Source organism: Iodidimonas nitroreducens (genome assembly GCA_000710935.1).
Taxonomy (GTDB): Bacteria; Pseudomonadota; Alphaproteobacteria; order Sphingomonadales; family Rhodothalassiaceae; genus Iodidimonas; species Iodidimonas nitroreducens.
Genome location: BAYV01000011.1, coordinates 1 through 19,567, shown reverse-complemented (window position 1 = coordinate 19,567; position 19,567 = coordinate 1). Strand labels below are relative to the sequence as shown.

The following is a 19,567-nucleotide window of genomic DNA, read 5'->3' as shown; positions in this document are numbered from 1 at the left end:
TCCCCCGCCATCATGACGGCAAAGAACGCTTTCAATCGTCGGTAAGAAGAACATGCTTGAGAACCTCTTCTTCCAAAGAGCGGCCAGTGCCCAGCGCCACACAGGTCAAAGGTTCATCGGCAACGGAAACCGGCAACCCAGTGGCTTCGCGCAGAACCTTTTCCAGATCGGCAAGCAGCGCCCCACCCCCGGTCAGAACGATCCCCTGATCAACGATATCGGCGGCCAATTCCGGGGCCGTTTGCTCCAGGGCCACCTTCACCCCTTCAATGATCGATCCCACCGGCTCGGCCAAAGCTTCGGCAATTTGAAGCTGATTGATGGTGATTTCCTTTGGCACGCCATTCATCAGATCACGGCCCTTGATTTCAAGGGACAAACCCACCCCATCCTGAGGTTCCATGGCGGTGCCGATCTCTTTTTTAATGCGCTCGGCAGTGCTTTCGCCAATCAGCAGATTATGATTGCGGCGGATATAGGCGATGATCGCCTCATCCATTTTGTCGCCGCCCACCCGCACACTGGTGGCGAAAACGATTCCGCCTAAGGAGAGCACCGCAACTTCCGTGGTGCCGCCGCCGATATCCACCACCATCGAGCCCTGCGGCTCGGTGACAGGCAGGCCCGCTCCGATGGCCGCCGCCATGGGTTCCTCGATCAGATAAACCTTCGATGCCCCCGCTTCTTCCGCCGCTTCGCGGATCGCCCGCCGTTCAACGGCAGTGGAGCCCGATGGCACGCAGATCACAACCTGTGGGCTGGCAAAAGAACGATTATGCACTTTTTTGATGAAATGCCGGATCATATGCTGGGCGATTTCAAAATCGGCGATCACCCCATCGCGCAAGGGGCGGATCGCTTCGATATTACCGGGCGTGCGCCCCAGCATCATCTTGGCTTCATTGCCCACCGCCAGCACCTGCCGCCGTCCCGATGTCATTTTCATCGCCACAACCGAAGGTTCATTTAAAACGATGCCCCGACCCTTCACATAAACCAGCGTATTCGCGGTTCCCAGATCGATGGCCATATCCGATGAAAACATACCAAGAATTTTTGAGAACATTCTGACCCGAACCTTTTCGATTGATCGCCCGCATTTTTTTGGCTCCCGGAATAGGGGCCAGTCATCAACATGCAGGATTATTGGCGTTTGAGCATAGTTAAGACAGCACCGCAAGAGCACAGGCGCCGATCCCGATCGCGAAAGCCATATTGCCGTGCATTCGTTAAAATTTCGCTGGCGAAATGAAGATCATGCACGATTATGGCATCCCTTTTATTTTTATTGGCTTGGCTTGGCTTTCAGCCTTTTTCGACCAGCCATGGCATCAAGGCACGCACCCGTTCTCCGGCGGCTTCGAGTCCATCATGACGATGCGCCCGAAACCGCATGAGATCAGGGCTTCCTTTTCTTGTATCGTCAAAAAGCCGCTGTGCAAATGCGCCAGATTGAATCTCCGTCAAAATAGTCTTCATTGTCTGGCGCATGCGATCATCCACCAGCGCCTCGCCCGCCAGATAGCCACCATATTCTGCGGTATTGGAAATGGCCTGCCGCATTTTTTCCGGCCCGGCCTCAAACATCAGATCAACCACCAGCTTGGCTTCATGCACACATTCAAAATAGGCCACCTCCGGCGCATAGCCCGCTTCAATCAGGGTATCATAGCCGGCGGCGATCAAAGCCGGAATGCCCCCACATAAAACCGCCTGTTCACCAAAAAGATCGGTTTCACATTCTTCGCGAAAGCTGGTTTCCACCATGCCCGCCCGGCCGCAACCAAGGCCTGAGGCATAGCCAAGGGCGATCTGCATGGTCGCGCCGGTGGCATCGTGGCCCACCGCGATCAAACAGGCAAGGCCACGGCCTGCCAGATATTCAGCGCGCAACCAGCGCCCCGCCCCCTTGGGCCCAATCAAAAACAGATCCACATCCTCAGCAGGCCTGATCGCGCCAAAATGAACGGCCAAACCATGGGCAAAGCCCAAAGCCGATCCGGGCCGCAAAAAAGGCGCCACAGCGCTTTCATAAATGGCGGGGATCACCTCATCGGGCAGGGTCATCATCACAATATCGGCGATTGTCACGGCCTCGGCAAAGGGCAGCACCATAAAGCCCGCATCCCGGGCTTTGGCCCCGCTCGATTGCCCGGGATCGCGCGCGCCGATGATCACATCAAAGCCGCTATCGCGCAGATTAAGGGCATGGGCATGGCCCTGATTGCCATAGCCCAATATGGCAATCTTCTTGCCTTGAAGGGCCGCCGGATCGCAATCCATGTCGGTATAAACAGTCATCGGCATAGGGCGTCTCGTCACTCATTCAAAGGGGTTTTCGCCATTTGGGCCATCCGGGCCTCAAGGCTTTCTAGGGCGGCTTCGGGCTGGCCGGCATCAATCATCGGCCAATGGGAAAATTGTGTTCTGATCCATGTTTGCTGGCGTTTGGCATAATGGCGCGTTTGTTTCTGGGCAAGGGCGATGGCCTCGGGTAGATCGATTGTTTCCGCAAGATAATCGCCCAAAGGGGGCACGCCCAAAGCTTTCATCACCGGCAAGGCGGGATCAAGGCGCCGGGCCATCAGGGCCTGCACCTCATCCAAAGCCCCCTGATCCAGCATGTCGTGAAAGCGCATATCGCAGCGCGCATAAAGCACATCGCGCGGCAAATCCAGTGCTGCCAAAGCCAAAGTCTGCTGTTCATGATCTGCGCTAAGGCATCCCGGCAACCGCCGCGATTGAAAGGCGAGCAGGGATTGCCCGGTGGCCCTGATCACCTCAAAAGCCCGGGCAATCCGCTGGCTATCCGCCGTTTCCAGCTTTTGCGCCATCGCCGGATCAATCGCATCAAGGGCGCGATGCATGGCTTCGGGGCCACAGGCGGCCATTTCCGCCCGCACCTCATCCCTGATGGCCTGGGGAATATCCGGCACCGGGGCCAGCCCTTCGATCAATGTCCGCAGATAAAGCCCGGTGCCGCCAACAAAAATAGGCAGCAAACCCAAATCCCGGGCCCGGGTGACTTCCAATGCCGCCAAGGCATGCCAGCGCGCCGCCGAGCAAAGCTCGGCCCCATCCAGCACGCCATATAAACGATGGGGAACATGGGCCGGATCATAACCATCGGCATCCAGATGAGGCTGCGCGCTCAGCACCGGCAGATCGCGATAAATCTGCATGGAATCGGCATTGATCACCACGCCGCCATGGCGCTGTGCCAAAGCGGCGGCCAAAGCCGACTTGCCGCTGGCCGTTGGCCCTGCGATAAGGATCGCCGTCACGCTCACCGATGGAGTCCCCTTTTGATGCCCGAAACGAAAGCGAACGCCGCTATTCTTACCCTGATCGCAAAGCCCCGCCAAGGCAAGCTTGCAATGGCTCGCGATCTGGCCCGAAGCTGCCTTTCTGATCTGGCCACCCCCCTTGATGAAAGCCTGCTGGCCGAACATAGGGCCCTTGATATCGCCTTTCGCTATGATCCCCGGCATCAGGCTCTGGCAGCCATCCGCAAAAACCTTGATCAGGCCTTTGCCGATCATCCTGATCTCGCCACCGATATCGCCGTGCAAGACGCCCATAATCGGCGCAAATCGCTTTTAATCGCCGATATGGATTCCACCATGATCACCGTAGAATGTATCGATGAACTGGCGGATTTCGCCGGCATCAAAGACAAAATCGCCCTGATCACCGAAGCGGCGATGCGCGGCGAGCTTGATTTTGAAGCCGCCCTTCATGAACGGGTGGCTTTGCTGTCGGGCCTTGATGAAGCCACCCTTTTGCGCTGCTATGAAGAGCGGGTAACCCCCATGAGTGGTGCCGAAACACTGGTGAAAACCATGCGCGCCCATGGGGCCTATTGCCTGCTGGTATCCGGCGGCTTTACTTTTTTCACCAGCCGGATCGCCCAGCATCTGGGCTTTGACGACCATCGCGCCAATGTGCTGGACATTGAAGGCGGACGGCTGACCGGGCGGGTGCGCCAACCGATCATCGATGCCAACAGCAAATTAACCGCTTTAGAAGAAACGGCCAAAAACCGCAAGCTGCACCCATCCCAGATCATGGCGGTGGGGGATGGGGCCAATGATATTCCCATGATCAAGGCCGCCGGATTGGGCATTGCCTATCATGCCAAGCCCAAAACCGCTGCCGCCGCTGATCTGGCCATCCATCATAATGATCTGAGCGCCCTGCTTTATATTCAGGGCTATCGCGACAGCGATTTTTATCGCGCCTAAAAGCCCTTAATGGAAATAGCTGGCCCCATTGATATCAATGGTCGCCCCGGTGGCATGATGGGCCAGCCCCGCGAATAAAAAAGCAATGATATTGCCGATTTCAGCAGGCGGTGCCGCTTCGCCCATGGGGATTTCCGCCAAAGCCGTGGGGGTGCTTTCAATGCGCGGGGCCACCCGTTCGGTGAGAACCCAGCCCGGCGCGATGCAATAAGCGCGGATGCCATCCTTCGCATAGCCCTTGGCCAAAGAACGGGTGAGCGCCACCACAGCACCTTTCGATGCGGCATAATGCATGGCATCGGGCAGATCGCCGCGAAAGGCCGCCCGGCTGGCGATATTGATGATCATCCCCGGCCGCCCTTCCGACTTGAAATGCAAAACCGCCGCGCGGCACAGATCGGCCACCGCCCGCACATTCACCCGCCACACCAGATCCCAATCGGCATCCCATGCCGCTATCGCATCTTCGGGCCCGCTATAGGGCATGGCGGCGGCATTATTCACGATCCCATCCAGCGCCCCCGCCCATGCCACCGCATCGGCAAACAAGGCCCGCACGGCATCCTGATCGCCCAGATCGGCCCCCAGCATATGCACCCGCTCAGGGCCATAATCCGCCAAAAGATCGGCGGCTTTTGCCTTATCATGATGATAGTGCAAAACCAGCCTTGCCCCGGCTTCCAGCAAAACCCGCGCCGAAGCCGCCCCGATCCCTTTCGATGCCCCGGTGATGAGATAGGTTTTTCCCTCAAGCGTGATCATCATCAGCCCCTTTGGCAAAAAGCCGGGATGGATCGGCAAAGCTTTTGAATTCAAGGGCATTGCCCGATGGATCGCGCAAAAAGAACGTGCCCTGCTCGCCGGGCTTCCCCTGAAAACGGATGCGCGGTGCCAGCAGAAAATCCACCCCCGCATCGCCCAACCTGCGGCCCAAAGCCTGCCAATCATCCCATGGCAAAACGGCCCCGAAATGGCGCACCGGCACGGCATCGCCATCCACGCCATTGCTCCGAACCTCGCCACACTCTTCTGGTCGCAGATGGGCGGTGATCTGATGGCCAAAAAAATCGAAATCGATCCAATGGGATGATCGCCTGCCAATGAGGCAGCCCAAAAGGCCGGCATAAAAGTCTTCGGCCTGTGCCAGATCATGCACTGGAAAGGCCAGATGAAAGGGGATGTGCTGTGTCATGCGCTGCAATGTGCCAGACCTTTTCATCCAGTGCAATCCACACAAAGAGCAGCCCCAAAAGGGCCGATCTTCAGGGCTCGCTGCGCCCCACCGGCACCAGCCAATGCGGGCCGCGCGCCACCCTGATCCCATAGCTGCGCGCCAGATTATGATCATCAAGCACATGATCCGCCGCACCTTCGGCAATAATTTGCCCCTCGTGCATCAAAACCAGCCGATCCGCATAGCGCGCTGCCAGATTGAGATCATGCAAAACCACCAGAACCCCGCAACCGGCTTTGGCTTCTTCGGCCAATAAATCCATCATGTGAAAGGCATGGGCCGGATCAAGGGCCGCCACCGGCTCATCGGCAAGCAGAAAAGGTGCCCCCGTGGCCAGGGCCCGCGCCAGCAAAACCCGGGCGCGTTCGCCCGCCGATAAATGCGTGGCCGGGCGATCCGCCAGATGGAGGCAGCCGGTTCTGGATAACGCCTGATGAATGGCCTCCCGATCCGCATGGGGGGCGGCTTGAAAAGCATCCAGATGCGGCAAGCGGCCCAAAGCCACCAGCCGTTCCACCGTTACCGGCCAATGGATCACCGCATCCTGCCCCAGCCACGCCCGCAGCCGCGCCGCTTTGCGGATCGATGTTGTTGAGGCGCTGACCGGCACATTTTGCGCCCCTTCACGATAGGGCAAAAGCCCGGCCAGGGCCTTTAACAAGGTGGATTTCCCCGCCCCATTGGGGCCGATCAGGGCCACCAGTTCCCCCGATGAAACGGCCAGAGACGCCCCCTTAACGATCTTTTGCCCATCGAGGCTGATGCTGATATCGCGCACGGCCAGGGTCATCGCATCAGCCTTCTGGTGGACCAGATGAGATGGAGGAACACCGGCGCCCCGATGAGGGCGGTGACCACCCCCAGCTTTAATTCCTGCCCGCCGGGCAACAGCCGCACAAGGCTATCCGCCCCCAAAAGCAGGGCCGCCCCCCCCAGCGCACTGGGCCATAAAAGCCGCGCCGGATCATAACCCACCCAGGGCCGCAGGATATGCGGCACCACCAGCCCCACAAAGCCGATGGCCCCCGCCACCGCCACCCCCGCCCCCACGCACAAGGCCGCTCCCAAAGTGACCAGAAGGCGCAGGCGCGCAGGGTTGATGCCCAAAGATTGCGCCGTTTCCTCGCCCAGAACAAGACCGCGCAAGCCCCGACCCGACAGCAGCAAAAGTGCCATGCCCATAATGATGAACGGTGCGGCCATCATCACATCGCGATGGCTGCGATCGGCAAAGCTGCCCATCAACCAATGCACCATATCCGCCAGGGCAAAAGGATTGGGCGACAGATTAAGCGCCAGCGCCGTGAGCGCCCCGGCCAGGGCATTGATCGCCACCCCCGCCAAAATCAGGCTCAGCACACTGGCATCCCGGCGCGCCAAAACCAAAAGCAAAGCGGTGGCGAGAAAAGCCCCGGTCATCGCCGCCAAGGGCACCGACAAGGACAAGCCCGCCGCCGAAAAATACAGCGCCAAAACCGCCCCGAACCCGGCACTGGCCGAAACCCCGATCACCCCCGGTTCGGCCAGAGGATTGCGCAATAAACCCTGCAAAGCCGCCCCCGACAGGCCCAGCGATCCCCCCACCAAAACCGCCAGCAAAGCGCGCGGCAAACGGATCTGCCAGAAAATCGCCTGCAAAATCCCGTCATCCCCATCAATGGCTTTGAACAGATCCGGTAATCCCAGATCCGCAGGCCCCAAAAACAAGGAAAGGACGAACAGCACCAAAACCAATAGGCTCAAAAACAGCCCTAAAGCCCCATGATGCAGGCGAGCGGGGGCAGCTCTCATCATCATTGCCCCCCCATTGGCTGCTGGGGCTGCTGGGGCTGCTGGTCCTTTTGCGCCGAAAGGTCAGCCGCAAGCTGATCGGATTGGATGGCCTGTTGTTGGCGCAGATCCAGGAGGCGCTCCACCGCATCCACCAGAAAAAATCCGCCGCAGCCCCAATCCTGTGCGGGCACTTCATAATGCCGGGCCTCGTGCATCAGCTTTTCGGTCAGGGGATGATGGGAAAAGCGCCAGGCCGCTTGCCAGCCGCGACGTTCATTAAAAAACGAGCTGATCACCACATCCGGCGGCGACAGGGCCAAAGCCTCGATAGATAAATCCGACCAGCCCGAAACCCCTTGTTGATCAAGGTGATTATCCAATCCCGCAAGGCGCATAACCTCATCGATATAGGTGCCTTTGCCTGCGGTGATGCCCGATGGGGTGATATATAGCGCCTGTGGCCGTGGCCCCGGGCCATCGAGCCGGGCGCGGAGCTTCAATGCCCTATCAAGGCGCCGTTCGATCTCCGCCAAAAGCGTTTCCGCGCGGGCTTCGCGGCCCAAAGCCGCCGCCGTGATTTTCAAAGCTTCAAGCCCATGGGTCAGGCTTTCTGAATAGCCGATATCAATCGTTTCGATACCGAAACTTTCAATCATTTCCAGTGATTTTAGATGACCAAGTCCGGAATGGATCACCAGATCAGGGCGAAGTGCCAGAATTTCCTCGGCCTCGCCCCGATGTTGGGGGATGCCCGCCATCCGATCCCGTCCCCAGGCATAGGGGGCCCGGGCATCGGGGCTCAGCGCCAGAATATCCTCAGGCGCCGCCAAGGCCAGCAGATAGGCATCCGCACAATAATCAAGGCTGATGATACGGGATGGCACAGGCTCCGCCCGGAGCGGCAAGGAAGCCAGCAAAATCAGCCAGATCAGCATCATCCGGGCGGTTATTTTATGCGCCATCCCCATCCCCTAAAACGCCGCCCTGATACCGGCAAAGGCTCCTAGCCCGGGGGTGTTGAAGCCCAAAACGGTCTGGAAAGATTGATCCAGCGCATTTTCAAGGCGCGCCACCGCATCCACCCCATCAAACAAACGATAGCGCGCGGCCAAGGTCATCAGCACGAAATCATCGAGCACTACACGCTGTGCGGGAAAGACTGAAAAATCAAGGTCATCCTGATCGCCATTATATTGTGCCGAAGCGGTGAGGCTGCCGCGCTGGGATAAAAACCGCCATGTGCCTGAAAGGCTTGCCTGATGGCGGGCCCGCCGCACCTCGCGGCTTTGATCGGGTTCTTCGGCATCAAGCCATGTATAGCTGCCAAAAATTTCCAGATTATCATGGGGTTGATAGCGCAGGCTCAGCTCCACGCCCCGGCGATCGCTTTTGCCGATCTGGTTTTCCACCGATGATAAAAAACTGGTGGCATCAAAAACGCTGACGATTTCATCGCGCAGGGTGGAAGAAAACCATGTGAGATCGAAAACCAGCTTTTCATCGAGCCATGATTTTTCCAGCCCCAGATCCCAGCCTTTCGCCTTTTCCGGGCTGAGATTTTCATTGCCGATAAACTGCCCCGGAAAAAAGCCGAAGCGATCAAAAAATGTGGGGTCCGATACCCCTGTGCCAAAGCTGCCATGAAGCCGGATAGCGGCAGGCAATTGCCATGAAGCGGTGGAGCGCCAGGTGGTCGCATCCTTGAAATCACCATTCAGATCATGGCGCACACCAAGGGTGAAATAAAGCCCCGGCCAAACATCACTGCGCATTTCCCCGATGAACGAGCTTTGATCATCTTTCTGATCCTGATTGGATGGATCATCGAGATCGGCATTGATCGATTTGAAATCCAGCTCTTCATGCTCGACCGCCAAGGTGACATCGGTGGAAGGCAGGGCAAAGCTGCTTTGATAGCCAAATTTCAGCCGCTGGCCTTCAAAGGAATTGGTGAACTGGCTTTGGGTAAAATTATCGCTGTCGGTATCGGTGAGCGCCGCCCAAACCCTTTGCCGCCAGCGCTCGTCAAACAGATCGAGCCGGGCATCCGCCTGCCCGTAAAAAGCATCAAACGAGCGGTCGAGATCGGCATCGACGATCTGGCCGGTGGCAAAATCCTGCTGATCGAATTCACTATCCGCCGACACCCGGCGTAAAACCAGCCCCAAGCGCAACTGATCGGTGGGTTGAGCCTTGATCTTGGCCGAAAGGGTGAGATTTTCATAGCCGTCGCGTTCATCCCCCGATGGGCTGGCCGACACACCATCCGTATTGAGATAGCCCACCGAAACCGTGGCCCCCAGCCGCTTGGTACCCCCCGCAAAGGTGGTGCCAAGGCGCGCCGTGCCAAAGGATCCCCCTTCGGCCAGGGCTTCCATATCGAACCCTTCAACCGGCTCTTTGGTCAGGATGCTGATCACCCCGCCAATGGCTTCCGAGCCATAAAGCGCGCTTTGCGCCCCCTTGATCACTTCGATCCGCTCGATCCCCGTGGTCAGCACATCGGCGAAATCAAGCTCGAAATTGCCCACCGGATCGGTGGCTTCGATCCCATCGATCAGCACCAGGGTCTGGTTTCCCTCGGCCCCACGGATGCGGATCTGGGTCTGGCTGCCCAATGGCCCGGTGGGGCTGACAGACACCCCCGGCACATCGCGCAAAATATCCGACAATAATGGAACCTGTCGGGCCTCGATCCGCGCCCCATCAATCACCGAAACCGAAGCCCCAAGCAGATTTTTTGCAACCGGCTCGCGGGTGCCGGTGATGATCAGTTCCTCAAGAGCAGCCTTTGGTTCATCAGGCTGGGCCATCATCGGATCACGCCCCTCAATCGATAGGGATTCCTGAGCCAAAAGCGGTTTAGAGGCCAGAACACAGCATAAAACACAGGATGCAAAGGCACCCTTCAACAGTCTTCTCACGGCGAAACTCCCGTTCACGTCATTGCAAAACGGGCCACCGGCCAAGATCAATATTGGAATAGAAGGAACATCCCGCGTTGATCCACACCAGCACCCATGATGTCGCCGCTGCGGAAGTCCGCTCCTTATGGCTGGTCCCGGCCCAAGGAAGACGACGGGGTGGCAGGTCTCCTGGCTTGCGGGTCATTGGTCTGATGCGCTGCCTTCCCGAAGCGATGACGCTTCAGTGGCTTATGATGCGCGGACCTTTCCGCTTACAGTTGCGGGCACAGCCGCGGTTTTGAACCGCGTTCCCTTTTGGCCTCCGATCACTCGAAGGCACCACCATAGCTGACCATAAGCACAAAGCATCCGATCAGCAAGGGCTATCATCAGGCTTTTTGGCTGCCTCATCAGGGTCGGTTTCTCTGGCGGAATCACTGGCGGAATCTCTGGCGGAATCTCTGTCGGAATCTCTGTCGGAATCTGGGCCATCATCATCGAGCAGAATGCGCGCCGCCGCCCCATCGAGATCATCATATTGCCCCGAGCGCAAAGACCATAAAAAGGCGGCAAGGCCCAGCCCCCCCAAAAACAGCGCGATGGGGATCAAAAATAAAAGAACGCTCATCGCGCGTCCCGGCCAGGGCTGGTTTTTGACAGGCGCAGACGCAGGGCATTGAGGGTGACGATCAGCGAGGAAGACGACATCGCCAAAGCGGCAATCAAAGGGGTGACATAGCCCGCCACGGCCAAAGGCACAGCCAAAAGATTATAGCCCAAAGCCATGGCAAAATTTTCAATCACATGGGCACGGGCACGGCGGGCGATATGAAGGGCGTGCAAAAGCGGCAGCAGGCTATCACTTTGGAAAATGAAATCTGCCGCCGTTTGGGTGATATCGGCAGCGCTGGCGGGCGACATCGAAACATGGGCCGCCCGCAAGGCCGGGGCATCATTCAGCCCATCCCCCACCATCAGAACCTTATGCCCCGACGCCGCCAGATCGGCGAGGATCGCGATTTTATCCGCCGGTTTGGCCGCCGCTTTATAATGATCAATCCCCAGCCGGGCCGCCATCGCCGCCACCGCCGCCGGCTGATCCCCCGAAAGCAGATGCACCTTGATGGATGCCGCCTTCAGCCCGGCCACCACCGCCGCCGCATCGGGGCGCAGGCGATCATGAAAAGCAAAAGGCCGGGCCATCCCACCCGCCCGGGCGCACCATAAAACCGGCCCACCGGGTGCCGTCTCAATCGCGTCATCAGCAGGGCCATCATTGGGATCATGGTCGGGCTGGCGGCTGATGCCCTGAACCCAATCGCGGCTGCCCAGCCGCCACAGATCATCCCCAAAGCGGGCCGATAGCCCACAGCCGGGTTCTTCATGCACATCATCGGGGCGGGGCAAGAGCACATCAGGATGCTGCGCCCCCCACGCCGCGAACAGGGCTTTTGAAAGGGGATGCTGGGATTGCCGAGCCAAAGCGGCAGCAAAGCGATCATCGCCCTTTGCCGAAAGCGGCCCGATCAGCGCGGCATGGCCGTGGCTTAGGGTGCCGGTTTTATCGAAAACCACCAGATCGATGCCCGCCAAGCGTTCCAGCCCATCGGGGGATTTCACCAAAACCCCCAAACGCAACAGCATCCCCGATGCCACCACCTGCACCACCGGCACCGCCAATCCCAAAGCACAGGGGCAGGTGATGATCAGCACCGCCACGGAAATCATCAGGGATTGATACCAATCCGCCCCCGCCAGCATCCAGCCGATGAAGCTGCCCGCCGCCAGAAGATGCACAAGGGGAGCATAAAAGCGGGCGATCCGATCCGCCAGCCGCACAAAACCGGCCCGCCCCTGTTCAGCGCATTCCATCAGGCGGGCCATATCGGCCAGCACCGTATCTTCGCCCGCCGCCATGATTTCGATGATCAATGGCCCGGTTTGATTCAGGGTTCCGGCAAACACATCCATCCCCACCTGCGCCGGCAGCGGCAGGCTTTCCCCGGTCAGAAGGCTGAGATCGATATCGCTGCGCCCCTCGATGATCTTCCCATCCCCCGGCACCCGCATCCCCGCCGCCACAAATACCCGATCCCCCGGCACAAGGCTTTCCACCGGAACTGAATAACGCTGGCCATCCGGGGCAATTTTAGTGGCGGCAATGGCGCGGATGGCCAGCAGATTGCGCGCCGCCTCACCCGCGCGGTGGCGCATGGAATGATCAAGAGTACGACCGATCAGCAAAAAAAACACAAGGCTGATGCTGGCATCAAAATACACATGCTCGGCACCGCGAAGGGTTTGGGCAAGGCTGGCCGCCGACGCTAAAATGACCCCAAGGGAAATGGGCACATCCATATTCATCCGGCCATGGCGCAAGGCCGCTGCCGCCGAACGATAAAAGGGCATCCCGGCATAGGCCACGGCGGGCAAGGCAATGAGCGCCGAAAGCCAATGAAACAGGGCGCGGGTTTCGGTATCCATATCCGACACCAAACCCGCCCAAACGGATACCGACAGCAGCATCACATTGGCCGCCGCAAATCCCGAAACCGCCATCGCCCGCAAAAGCCCCCGGGCGCGGGCTTCATCTTCTTCGCCTGCCAGACGCGCATCAAAGGGCGCCGCATCAAAGCCCAGTGCTTCAATGCTTTGGCGCAAAAGATCGGCATCCTGAAGGCCGGGCCGATAGCGCAAGCGCACCCGTCGGGTGGTGAGATTGGCGCGCGCCGCCTCTACCCCCTCCAGCTTGGAAAGCCCCTGCTCCAGCTTGCGGATGCAGCCCGCGCAATGCATGCCGGGCACCAGAAAATCCATCTCGTGATCACCGCTTTCCAGATGCCGCGCACCCCCCTGCCCCCCACCCTGCTTTTCGGCAGATGGCTGCGGGAACACGGCTTGATCCCCGATCGGGTTTTTGGCTGATGAAAGGGTCATGGGGCGATGAACACCTCTTTGCGCTGATGGAATATCTGCGCATCCCCGCGCACAGCACTGATCCGCAATTCCCAGCGCCCCGCGCGGGGCACGGTGATCATCCCCTCATAGCGGCCCGCCCCCAGATTGGCGAGGCCAAGGCCGGTATCATGTTCTTCCTCGATTGGGGAAAAGAAGGTCGCCCTCACATCAAGATCATCCAAAGGCTGGCCGCGATCATCCAAAAAGCGGGCAAAAACCTGCCTTTGCAAAACCATGCCGCCCATTTTCTGGTCAAATTCAACCTGCCAGCCTAAGGCATTTTGCGCTGCAGCAGCGGCCAGCACATCATTATAATCCCGGCCCTTGCGATAGGCATCCTCTTCCTGCACCCCATCATAGCTCATGGCGGCAAACACCATCATGATGATATTGGCGCCTAGGATGAGCCCGAAAAACCCGCAAAATATCAGCAGAACCTTGCGCCCGGTGAGCGGCTTTTCAAATGCTCTTGCCACAGCCATGATTCTCTTGTCCTTCATCTTTTGGCGCCCTTCATCTTTGGGGCGGCGTACGAAAGCCAATATTTTGGGATGCCAGCACGGGACGCGCCGAATCTCCCAAATCTCCCGAAGCCTGATCATCCTCTTGTCGCAGCATGATCCTGATCTGCGCCTCGCCATCCCGAAAGCGGGATGCGTTCAGCCCTTCTTTAGGCAGAGCTACATAAAGCCGGATGGTTTTTTGGGCATCCGGCCCCACCGAAACCACATCCACAGGTCCCTGATGATTGGGGCGGCTCAATTCATAGCCATCCAGCCCCTTGATAGCGATGATGAAATTGCGTTCTTCATGGGCTTTATTGATGATTTTGAGCTGATAGCCATTGCGCACGCCGCCATCCGAAAGCAAAACATATAATGGATTGCGATCCTGCTGGACCGAAAGATCAAGATCACTGCGGGTGAGCAATCCATAGGCCATGATCGCCATGGTCAGCAGGATGGACAGGCCATAGATGATGGTCCGGCCCCGCAATAATTTTGGCCGCGTTTCTCGCCCTTCCGCACGGGCCTGGGGCATGGCCAGTGTTTCATAATCAATCAACCCGCGCGGACGGTCCACCCGATCCATGATTTCATTGCAGGCATCCACACAAAGCGCGCACTGAATACATTCAAGCTGCGGCCCATCGCGAATATCGATGCCCACCGGGCAAACGGTCACACAGGCCTTGCAATCAATGCAATCGCCGCGTCCCTCCCAGCTTTCGCCCTGTTTATGCGGGCCGCGCGGCTCACCCCGGTCCGCCTTGTAGGAAACCAGATAGGTATCGGCATCAAACATCGCGCCCTGAATGCGCGGCCAGGGGCACATATAGGTGCACACCTGCTCGCGCATCAATCCGCCCAGGCTGTAGGTGGTAAAGCTTAAGGCCGCAATGGCGATATATGCGGCCATCGGGGCATCGCCCTGCAATAAATCGCTTAAAAGGGTGGGAGCATCGGCAAAATAAAAAACCCATGCCCCGCCGGTGGCCACGGAAATCACCAGCCAGATGCCATGGGTGATGGATTTTTTGGCGATCTTCTCCAGCCGCCATGGGGCTTTATCAAGGCGCATCCGCTTATTGCGATCACCTTGTACCAATCGTTCAACCCAGATGAAAAGATCGGTCCATACCGTTTGCGGGCAGGCATAGCCGCACCAGACCCGCCCGAAAAGCGACGTGACAAGAAACAAAGCCAGCGCCGACAGGATCAAAAGACCGGTGAGATAATAAATCTCCTGCGGCCAGATTTCGATGAAGAAGATATAAAAGCGCCGATTGGGCAGATCGAGCAGAACCGCCTGATCAGGTGCCGATGGCCCGCGATCCCAACGAAGCCATGGGGTGATATAATAAATCCCCAAAGTGATCAGCATCACCACCCATTTCACATTGCGAAACAAGCCGCTCACCCTTTTGGGGTAAATCTTGATCCTTTTTTGATAAAGCGGCGCAGCCTTGTTCGGCTGTGGGGGGAGCGGTGTTCCCGCCGCCCCGGCCATGGGATGCGCCGCGCCTGCCTCATCAGTCAATCTAATCACCGCTTATGGTTCAATTCGCCTCATCCTGACCACCGCCAAGGCTATGCACATAAATCGCAAGCTGTTTGATGGTGGCATCGTCAAGCCGCCCGGCCCAGGCGGGCATTACCCCCGCCCGGCCATTGGCCACGGTTTCATAGATCGTGGCCCGATCACCGCCATAAAGCCAGATGGCATCGGTTAAATTGGGCGCGCCCAATTCCTTCATCCCCTTGGCATCCGCGCCATGGCAGGCCGAACAGATCTGCTCGAACGTCACCTGCCCGCGCGCCACCGCCGCTTCATCCTCGGCCTGATCATGAAATGACAAAACATAATCCACCACATCCGACACCTCGTTCCGCGTCAGGATCTGATCCGCCAGATAACCCTGCATGACCGACAGGCGGGTTTCATAATCGGCTTCCCAGCGGATACCATGCTGCAGGGTTTGATAGATATCGGACAAAGTGCCGCCCCACAGCCAGGCATCATCATTCAGATTGGGAAAGCCCACAAAGCCCTGCGCACCCGAACCATGACAAGCCGCACAATTATCGCCAAAGGCCGCCGCCCCCCCGGCCATGCTGATCCGCAGCAATTGGGGATCGTTGATCACCGCCTCAAGCGGCTGTTCGCGGATCTGCTGATAATAAACCTCGCGGCCCTCGGCCACCCTTTGCAATTCGGCGGTCACCTCGGCACGCTTGGAAAAGCCGGCAATGCCCTTGCTGTAGGTCCATTCTCCCACCCAAATGGGCCAGGATGGATACCAGATCCAGCCCAAAATGGCGATGACGATCGAGGCATAAAACATATAAAGCCACCAGCGCGGCAGGGGATTATCAAGCTCGGTGATCCCATCCCAATCATGGCCGGTGGTATCGATCCCGGTGAGTTCATCTTTGTCCGGTGCCTTGCTCATGATCTTTGATCCTTGTCTGTCGGGCGCGCGCCGGGTGCCTTCTTGCCTGTGCCAAAATCTTCGGGCGGCTCATCGCTAAGCGGCAGGCGGCTGGCATGATCGAATTTATCCTTGTTGCGGGGCCATAAGGCATAGCCCAGCACCGCAATGAACAGCACGAGCAGGAACAAAAGCCCCCAGGTGCCTGCAATATTCGATAAGGCTTCATACATCGCACTTATCTTTCATTATCAGCCTCTTGCGCCTTATAAACATTGAAATCCACCAATGTTCCCAGCATCTGCATATAGGCAATGAGGGCATCAAGCTCGGAAATCAGGCGCGGATTGCCATCGAAATCGCGCACCGCAATCCCTTCGCCATAACGTTCATAAAGCCCATCCAGATCGCCAAAGGGCTGCAATTGTGCCACCAGATCGGCCTTGGCATGGGCGATCATCTGAGCATCATAGGGCACCCCCACCAGAGCATGGGTTTCGAGCACGGCTTCGATAATCTCCACATCAAGGGGCGTGCGCGCGAGAAAGGGATAGCCGGGCATCACCGATTCCGGCACCACCGAACGCGGATCGGCCATGTGCAATTGATGCCATTCATCAGAATATTTATTCCCCAGCCGAGCCAGATCGGGGCCGGTGCGCTTGGATCCCCATTGAAACGGATGATCATACATGCTTTCGGCGGCCAGCGAATAATGGCCATAGCGATCCACTTCCGAGCGCAAAGACCGGATCATCTGGCTATGGCAATTATAGCAGCCTTCGCGGATATAGATATTCCGCCCCGCCAGTTCCAAAGGGGTATAGGGCCTGATGCCCTCGACCTTTTCAATCGTGCTTTTGATCCAGAACAACGGCACGATTTCAACCAGCCCGCCAATCGACACGACGACAAGGGTCAGCACCAGCAGCAGGATCGAATTCTTCTCGATGGTTTTATGTGTGAATTTTGCCATGATCCCTGTCCTCATTCCGCCGGTTGCGCCAAAGCACGCTCTGGCTCGATGGCTTCATTGCCGCGCACCCGGCCTTTTGCCGTCATATACACATTATAGGCCATGATCAGCGCACCGATGAGGAACAACACGCCCCCCATACCGCGGATAATATAATAGGGGTGCATGGCCTCAACGGTTTGGACGAAGGAAAATTGCAAGAAGCCCAGATCATCATAAGCCCGCCACATCAGACCCTGCATGATCCCCGAAACCCACATGGCGGTGATGTATAAAAGGATGCCAAAGGTGGCGACCCAGAAATGCCATTCCACCAAAACCAGCGAATAAAGCTGCCGCACCCCGAACACGGCAGGGGCCATGCAGTAAATCGCCCCAAAGGAAACAAAGCCCACCCAGCCCAAAGCGCCGGAATGCACATGGCCGATGGTCCAATCGGTATAGTGCGAAAGACCGTTCACCCAGTGCATCGACATCACCGGCCCTTCAAAGGTGCTCATCCCGTAAAAGGCAACGGAAACCACCAGCATCCGGATCACCGGATCGGTGCGCAGCTTATCCCATGCGCCTTTCAAGGTGAGCAGGCCATTCAGCATCCCACCCCAGCTTGGCATCCACAACATGATCGAAAAGGTGGCCCCCAGGGTTTGCGCCCATAAGGGCAAGGCGGTGTAGTGCAGATGATGCGGCCCGGCCCAGATATAAAGAAAGATCAGCGCCCAGAAATGGATGATCGACAAGCGATAGGAAAAAACCGGACGTTCGGCCCTTTTGGGGATGAAATAATACATGATCCCCAAAAACCCGGCGGTGAGGAAAAAGCCCACGGCATTATGGCCATACCACCATTGGATCAGGGCATCTTGCGTGCCGGAAAAAAGCTGCACCGATTTCGACGAGAAAAGCGATATGGGAATCGAGATATTATTGCCCAGATGCAGCATCGCAATGGTCACGATAAAGGCCAGATAAAACCAATTGGCCACATAGATATGCGGCTCCTGGCGTTTGGCCAAAGTTGCGAGGAAAACCAGCAGATAGGTCACCCAAACGATGGTCAGCCAGATATCGGCATACCATTCGGGCTCGGCATATTCCTTGGATTGGGTCACCCCCATCAGATAACCGGTGGCCGCGATCACAATGAAAAGCTGATAGCCCCAGAAAACGAACCAGGGCGCAATATCCCCGGCCAGCCGCGCCCGGCTGGTGCGCTGGACCACCCAAAAGCTTGTGGCGATCAGCACATTGCCGCCAAAGGCAAAAATCACCGCCGATGTGTGCAAAGGCCGCATCCGCCCGAAATTGAGGAAGCTGGTATCGAAATTGAGCGCCGGGAATGCAAGCTGAAAGGCGATCACCACCCCCACCAGAAAGCCCACAACACCCCAAAAGATCGAGGCCACGACGCCATATTTGACGATCACATCATTATAGCCCACCGGCGGCCCGGCAGATCGCCCGGCCCGATCCCCAATAAGGGCGATCCCGGCAATAAAGGCCGCAGCAAACAGCAGGGCATGCACCCGCATCGGGGTATCGAGGGCATACATGGCAATGAAAATCCACAAAAGCGCGCCCGCGCCCAAAGCGATGATCACGCCCCAGGCAAGAAGGGGAAGCCCCCCCGGCAAAGCTGGTTTCGTGGCTGACATGGGGCCTGTTCCTTTCCCTGCTTCTTAAATCCGATGATCCGGCCATCGCAATCGGCGGATCGTTTTTTTGATGACCACGCCTGATCTATGGTTCTGTTTGCCTTTAGCGGCTCGGCTGCGGTTTGATCCAGATCAAATCAGCCGCACCCAATGAAAATTTCGCCACGCGCTATCGCCTGCCCCCTCATGGCGGGGCAGGATCATGGGCAAAAGCCGATAAAACCGGGATTGGCCCCACCCCATATGCCCCCACCGCAAGCCTGATGAACGGCTTTAAGGCCCGCGCGGATGTTTGCGGTTGTCGATGAAAAGAAAGAACACCGGATACCGCCATCGCAGCATGGCACGGGCCGGAAAAGGACGCCGGATGATCGCGGCCATCGGGGATGACCGACAGGCACAAAAGGCTTTGGGGCAGGCCCAAGAAAGAGGGTTCATTAGCTTGTGCCGAGTCTTGTGCCGATGATGCCGCCAAAGCCGGGGCCAATATCACGGCCAGGCCTGAAAGCAGGAACCAGCCCGCAATCACCAGCCCTGCCATGCCACCCTCTTGCCTGATCCGGATCAGGCATCCCTTGGGATAGGCCTTAGCGCTCCCCATCCTCCGCCCTCCTCAAGTCTCTCACCCGATGAAGCAAGACACTTAGAAGGCTGGCAGCCTTTCCGCTTTGATGCAAATCAAAGTTGATCCCCCAACCCCCTCCCCGACCCTATGTCGCAGGTCTTTTCATCGCGCCGGGCGCAGACACCCTCTTTCATCAACCCGGGCTGTTTAAATTGCGTCACCCCGGCCCCCGAGCCGGGGTCCAACTCGTGAAGGGCGGAGCTTGGGAAAGATGGATCCCTGTGTGTTGGAGCTGTGATATGATGGGTGCGGGCGGGAGATCGT

18 protein-coding genes, 1 pseudogene and 1 riboswitch are annotated in these 19,567 nt (G+C 58.0%); of the genes and pseudogenes, 1 reads left to right on the top strand and 18 read right to left on the bottom strand.

Features of this window, described 5'->3' with window-relative positions; translation table 11 throughout:
- Positions 1 to 31: 31 nt before the first annotated feature.
- The 3 genes from AQ1_RS04985 to miaA all read right to left on the bottom strand — a co-directional run bounded on the left by AQ1_RS04985 (position 32) and on the right by miaA (position 3,290).
- A complete protein-coding gene (locus AQ1_RS04985) occupies positions 32 to 1,066 on the bottom strand; it encodes a rod shape-determining protein (RefSeq protein WP_042084879.1) in 1,035 nt (344 codons plus the stop codon).
- A gap of 239 nt (positions 1,067 to 1,305) precedes the next feature.
- Complete coding sequence (gene ilvC / locus AQ1_RS04980) at positions 1,306 to 2,301, bottom strand: ketol-acid reductoisomerase (protein ID WP_042085034.1); 996 nt, start codon at positions 2,299 to 2,301, stop codon at positions 1,306 to 1,308.
- Between the two features lie 17 nt (positions 2,302 to 2,318).
- Positions 2,319 to 3,290: a tRNA (adenosine(37)-N6)-dimethylallyltransferase MiaA gene (miaA, locus tag AQ1_RS04975; protein ID WP_042084878.1), complete on the bottom strand. Its 972-nt coding sequence runs from the start codon at positions 3,288 to 3,290 to the stop codon at positions 2,319 to 2,321.
- An 18-nt stretch (positions 3,291 to 3,308) separates the two neighbouring features.
- On the opposite strand from miaA, the gene serB reads away from it, so the two are divergent.
- Entirely contained in the window at positions 3,309 to 4,244 is a 936-nt protein-coding gene (serB, locus tag AQ1_RS04970) for a phosphoserine phosphatase SerB (protein ID WP_042084877.1), read from the top strand.
- 6 nt (positions 4,245 to 4,250) lie between these two features.
- Here the strand turns inward: serB and AQ1_RS04965 are convergent, their stop codons facing one another.
- The 15 genes and pseudogenes from AQ1_RS04965 to AQ1_RS04895 form a co-directional block, all read right to left on the bottom strand.
- Positions 4,251 to 5,009 (bottom strand): SDR family NAD(P)-dependent oxidoreductase, encoded by a 759-nt coding sequence (locus AQ1_RS04965; protein WP_462687075.1) that lies wholly within the window; start codon positions 5,007 to 5,009, stop codon positions 4,251 to 4,253.
- Entirely contained in the window at positions 4,993 to 5,436 is a 444-nt protein-coding gene (locus tag AQ1_RS04960) for a VOC family protein (RefSeq protein WP_042084873.1), read from the bottom strand. Before AQ1_RS04960 ends, AQ1_RS04965 begins: the two co-directional genes overlap by 17 nt.
- A gap of 70 nt (positions 5,437 to 5,506) precedes the next feature.
- Positions 5,507 to 6,268, bottom strand: coding sequence for an ABC transporter ATP-binding protein (locus AQ1_RS04955; protein WP_042084871.1), 762 nt, complete (start codon positions 6,266 to 6,268; stop codon positions 5,507 to 5,509).
- Complete coding sequence (locus tag AQ1_RS04950; protein WP_042084870.1) at positions 6,265 to 7,269, bottom strand: FecCD family ABC transporter permease; 1,005 nt, start codon at positions 7,267 to 7,269, stop codon at positions 6,265 to 6,267. Before AQ1_RS04950 ends, AQ1_RS04955 begins: the two co-directional genes overlap by 4 nt.
- Positions 7,270 to 7,271: 2 nt before the next feature.
- Entirely contained in the window at positions 7,272 to 8,213 is a 942-nt protein-coding gene (locus AQ1_RS04945; protein ID WP_161760427.1) for an ABC transporter substrate-binding protein, read from the bottom strand.
- 9 nt (positions 8,214 to 8,222) lie between these two features.
- Positions 8,223 to 10,175 (bottom strand): TonB-dependent receptor plug domain-containing protein, encoded by a 1,953-nt coding sequence (locus AQ1_RS04940; protein WP_152550389.1) that lies wholly within the window; start codon positions 10,173 to 10,175, stop codon positions 8,223 to 8,225.
- A gap of 144 nt (positions 10,176 to 10,319) precedes the next feature.
- A riboswitch (cobalamin riboswitch) is annotated at positions 10,320 to 10,516 on the bottom strand.
- 131 nt (positions 10,517 to 10,647) lie between these two features.
- Positions 10,648 to 10,785 (bottom strand): annotated as a pseudogene (ccoS, locus tag AQ1_RS15420) (cbb3-type cytochrome oxidase assembly protein CcoS); the annotation flags it as partial.
- On the bottom strand, positions 10,782 to 13,094 hold the full coding sequence (locus tag AQ1_RS04930) for a heavy metal translocating P-type ATPase (protein ID WP_052370972.1): 2,313 nt from the start codon (positions 13,092 to 13,094) through the stop codon (positions 10,782 to 10,784). The gene AQ1_RS04930 and the pseudogene ccoS, both read right to left, overlap by 4 nt.
- The gene (locus AQ1_RS14415) at positions 13,091 to 13,597 is read right to left on the bottom strand and encodes a FixH family protein (RefSeq protein ID WP_052370970.1); all 507 of its coding nucleotides are present in this window, start codon (positions 13,595 to 13,597) and stop codon (positions 13,091 to 13,093) included. Before AQ1_RS14415 ends, AQ1_RS04930 begins: the two co-directional genes overlap by 4 nt.
- Before the next feature lie 31 nt (positions 13,598 to 13,628).
- Positions 13,629 to 15,164, bottom strand: coding sequence for an RdxA/RdxB/FixG family protein (gene ccoG / locus AQ1_RS04920; protein ID WP_462687066.1), 1,536 nt, complete (start codon positions 15,162 to 15,164; stop codon positions 13,629 to 13,631).
- Between the two features lie 10 nt (positions 15,165 to 15,174).
- Entirely contained in the window at positions 15,175 to 16,068 is an 894-nt protein-coding gene (gene ccoP / locus AQ1_RS04915; RefSeq protein WP_042084865.1) for a cytochrome-c oxidase, cbb3-type subunit III, read from the bottom strand.
- Positions 16,065 to 16,280: a cbb3-type cytochrome c oxidase subunit 3 gene (locus tag AQ1_RS04910; RefSeq protein ID WP_042084863.1), complete on the bottom strand. Its 216-nt coding sequence runs from the start codon at positions 16,278 to 16,280 to the stop codon at positions 16,065 to 16,067. Before AQ1_RS04910 ends, ccoP begins: the two co-directional genes overlap by 4 nt.
- 5 nt (positions 16,281 to 16,285) lie before the next feature.
- Positions 16,286 to 17,023: a cytochrome-c oxidase, cbb3-type subunit II gene (ccoO, locus tag AQ1_RS04905; protein ID WP_081837090.1), complete on the bottom strand. Its 738-nt coding sequence runs from the start codon at positions 17,021 to 17,023 to the stop codon at positions 16,286 to 16,288.
- Positions 17,024 to 17,034: 11 nt separating this feature from the next.
- The gene (gene ccoN, locus AQ1_RS04900; RefSeq protein ID WP_042084859.1) at positions 17,035 to 18,678 is read right to left on the bottom strand and encodes a cytochrome-c oxidase, cbb3-type subunit I; all 1,644 of its coding nucleotides are present in this window, start codon (positions 18,676 to 18,678) and stop codon (positions 17,035 to 17,037) included.
- A 184-nt stretch (positions 18,679 to 18,862) separates the two neighbouring features.
- The gene (locus AQ1_RS04895; RefSeq protein ID WP_042084857.1) at positions 18,863 to 19,279 is read right to left on the bottom strand and encodes a hypothetical protein; all 417 of its coding nucleotides are present in this window, start codon (positions 19,277 to 19,279) and stop codon (positions 18,863 to 18,865) included.
- Positions 19,280 to 19,567: the final 288 nt, after the last annotated feature.

Bases quoted from the DNA above. Each gene is read 5' to 3' on its own strand.
- ccoP (WP_042084865.1), bottom strand. From the start codon at position 16,068: ATGAGCAAGGCACCGGACAAAGATGAACTCACCGGGATCGATACCACC.
- ccoN (WP_042084859.1), bottom strand. From the start codon at position 18,678: ATGTCAGCCACGAAACCAGCTTTGCCGGGGGGGCTTCCCCTTCTTGCC.
- AQ1_RS04945 (WP_161760427.1), bottom strand. From the start codon at position 8,213: ATGGCGCATAAAATAACCGCCCGGATGATGCTGATCTGGCTGATTTTG.
- AQ1_RS04955 (WP_042084871.1), bottom strand. From the start codon at position 6,268: ATGACCCTGGCCGTGCGCGATATCAGCATCAGCCTCGATGGGCAAAAG.
- AQ1_RS04895 (WP_042084857.1), bottom strand. From the start codon at position 19,279: ATGGGGAGCGCTAAGGCCTATCCCAAGGGATGCCTGATCCGGATCAGG.
- AQ1_RS14415 (WP_052370970.1), bottom strand. From the start codon at position 13,597: ATGGCTGTGGCAAGAGCATTTGAAAAGCCGCTCACCGGGCGCAAGGTT.
- AQ1_RS04985 (WP_042084879.1), bottom strand. From the start codon at position 1,066: ATGTTCTCAAAAATTCTTGGTATGTTTTCATCGGATATGGCCATCGAT.
- ccoO (WP_081837090.1), bottom strand. From the start codon at position 17,023: ATGGCAAAATTCACACATAAAACCATCGAGAAGAATTCGATCCTGCTG.
- AQ1_RS04950 (WP_042084870.1), bottom strand. From the start codon at position 7,269: ATGAGAGCTGCCCCCGCTCGCCTGCATCATGGGGCTTTAGGGCTGTTT.
- AQ1_RS04960 (WP_042084873.1), bottom strand. From the start codon at position 5,436: ATGACACAGCACATCCCCTTTCATCTGGCCTTTCCAGTGCATGATCTG.
- AQ1_RS04930 (WP_052370972.1), bottom strand. From the start codon at position 13,094: ATGACCCTTTCATCAGCCAAAAACCCGATCGGGGATCAAGCCGTGTTC.
- serB (WP_042084877.1), top strand. From the start codon at position 3,309: ATGCCCGAAACGAAAGCGAACGCCGCTATTCTTACCCTGATCGCAAAG.
- ilvC (WP_042085034.1), bottom strand. From the start codon at position 2,301: ATGACTGTTTATACCGACATGGATTGCGATCCGGCGGCCCTTCAAGGC.
- AQ1_RS04965 (WP_462687075.1), bottom strand. From the start codon at position 5,009: ATGATGATCACGCTTGAGGGAAAAACCTATCTCATCACCGGGGCATCG.
- AQ1_RS04910 (WP_042084863.1), bottom strand. From the start codon at position 16,280: ATGTATGAAGCCTTATCGAATATTGCAGGCACCTGGGGGCTTTTGTTC.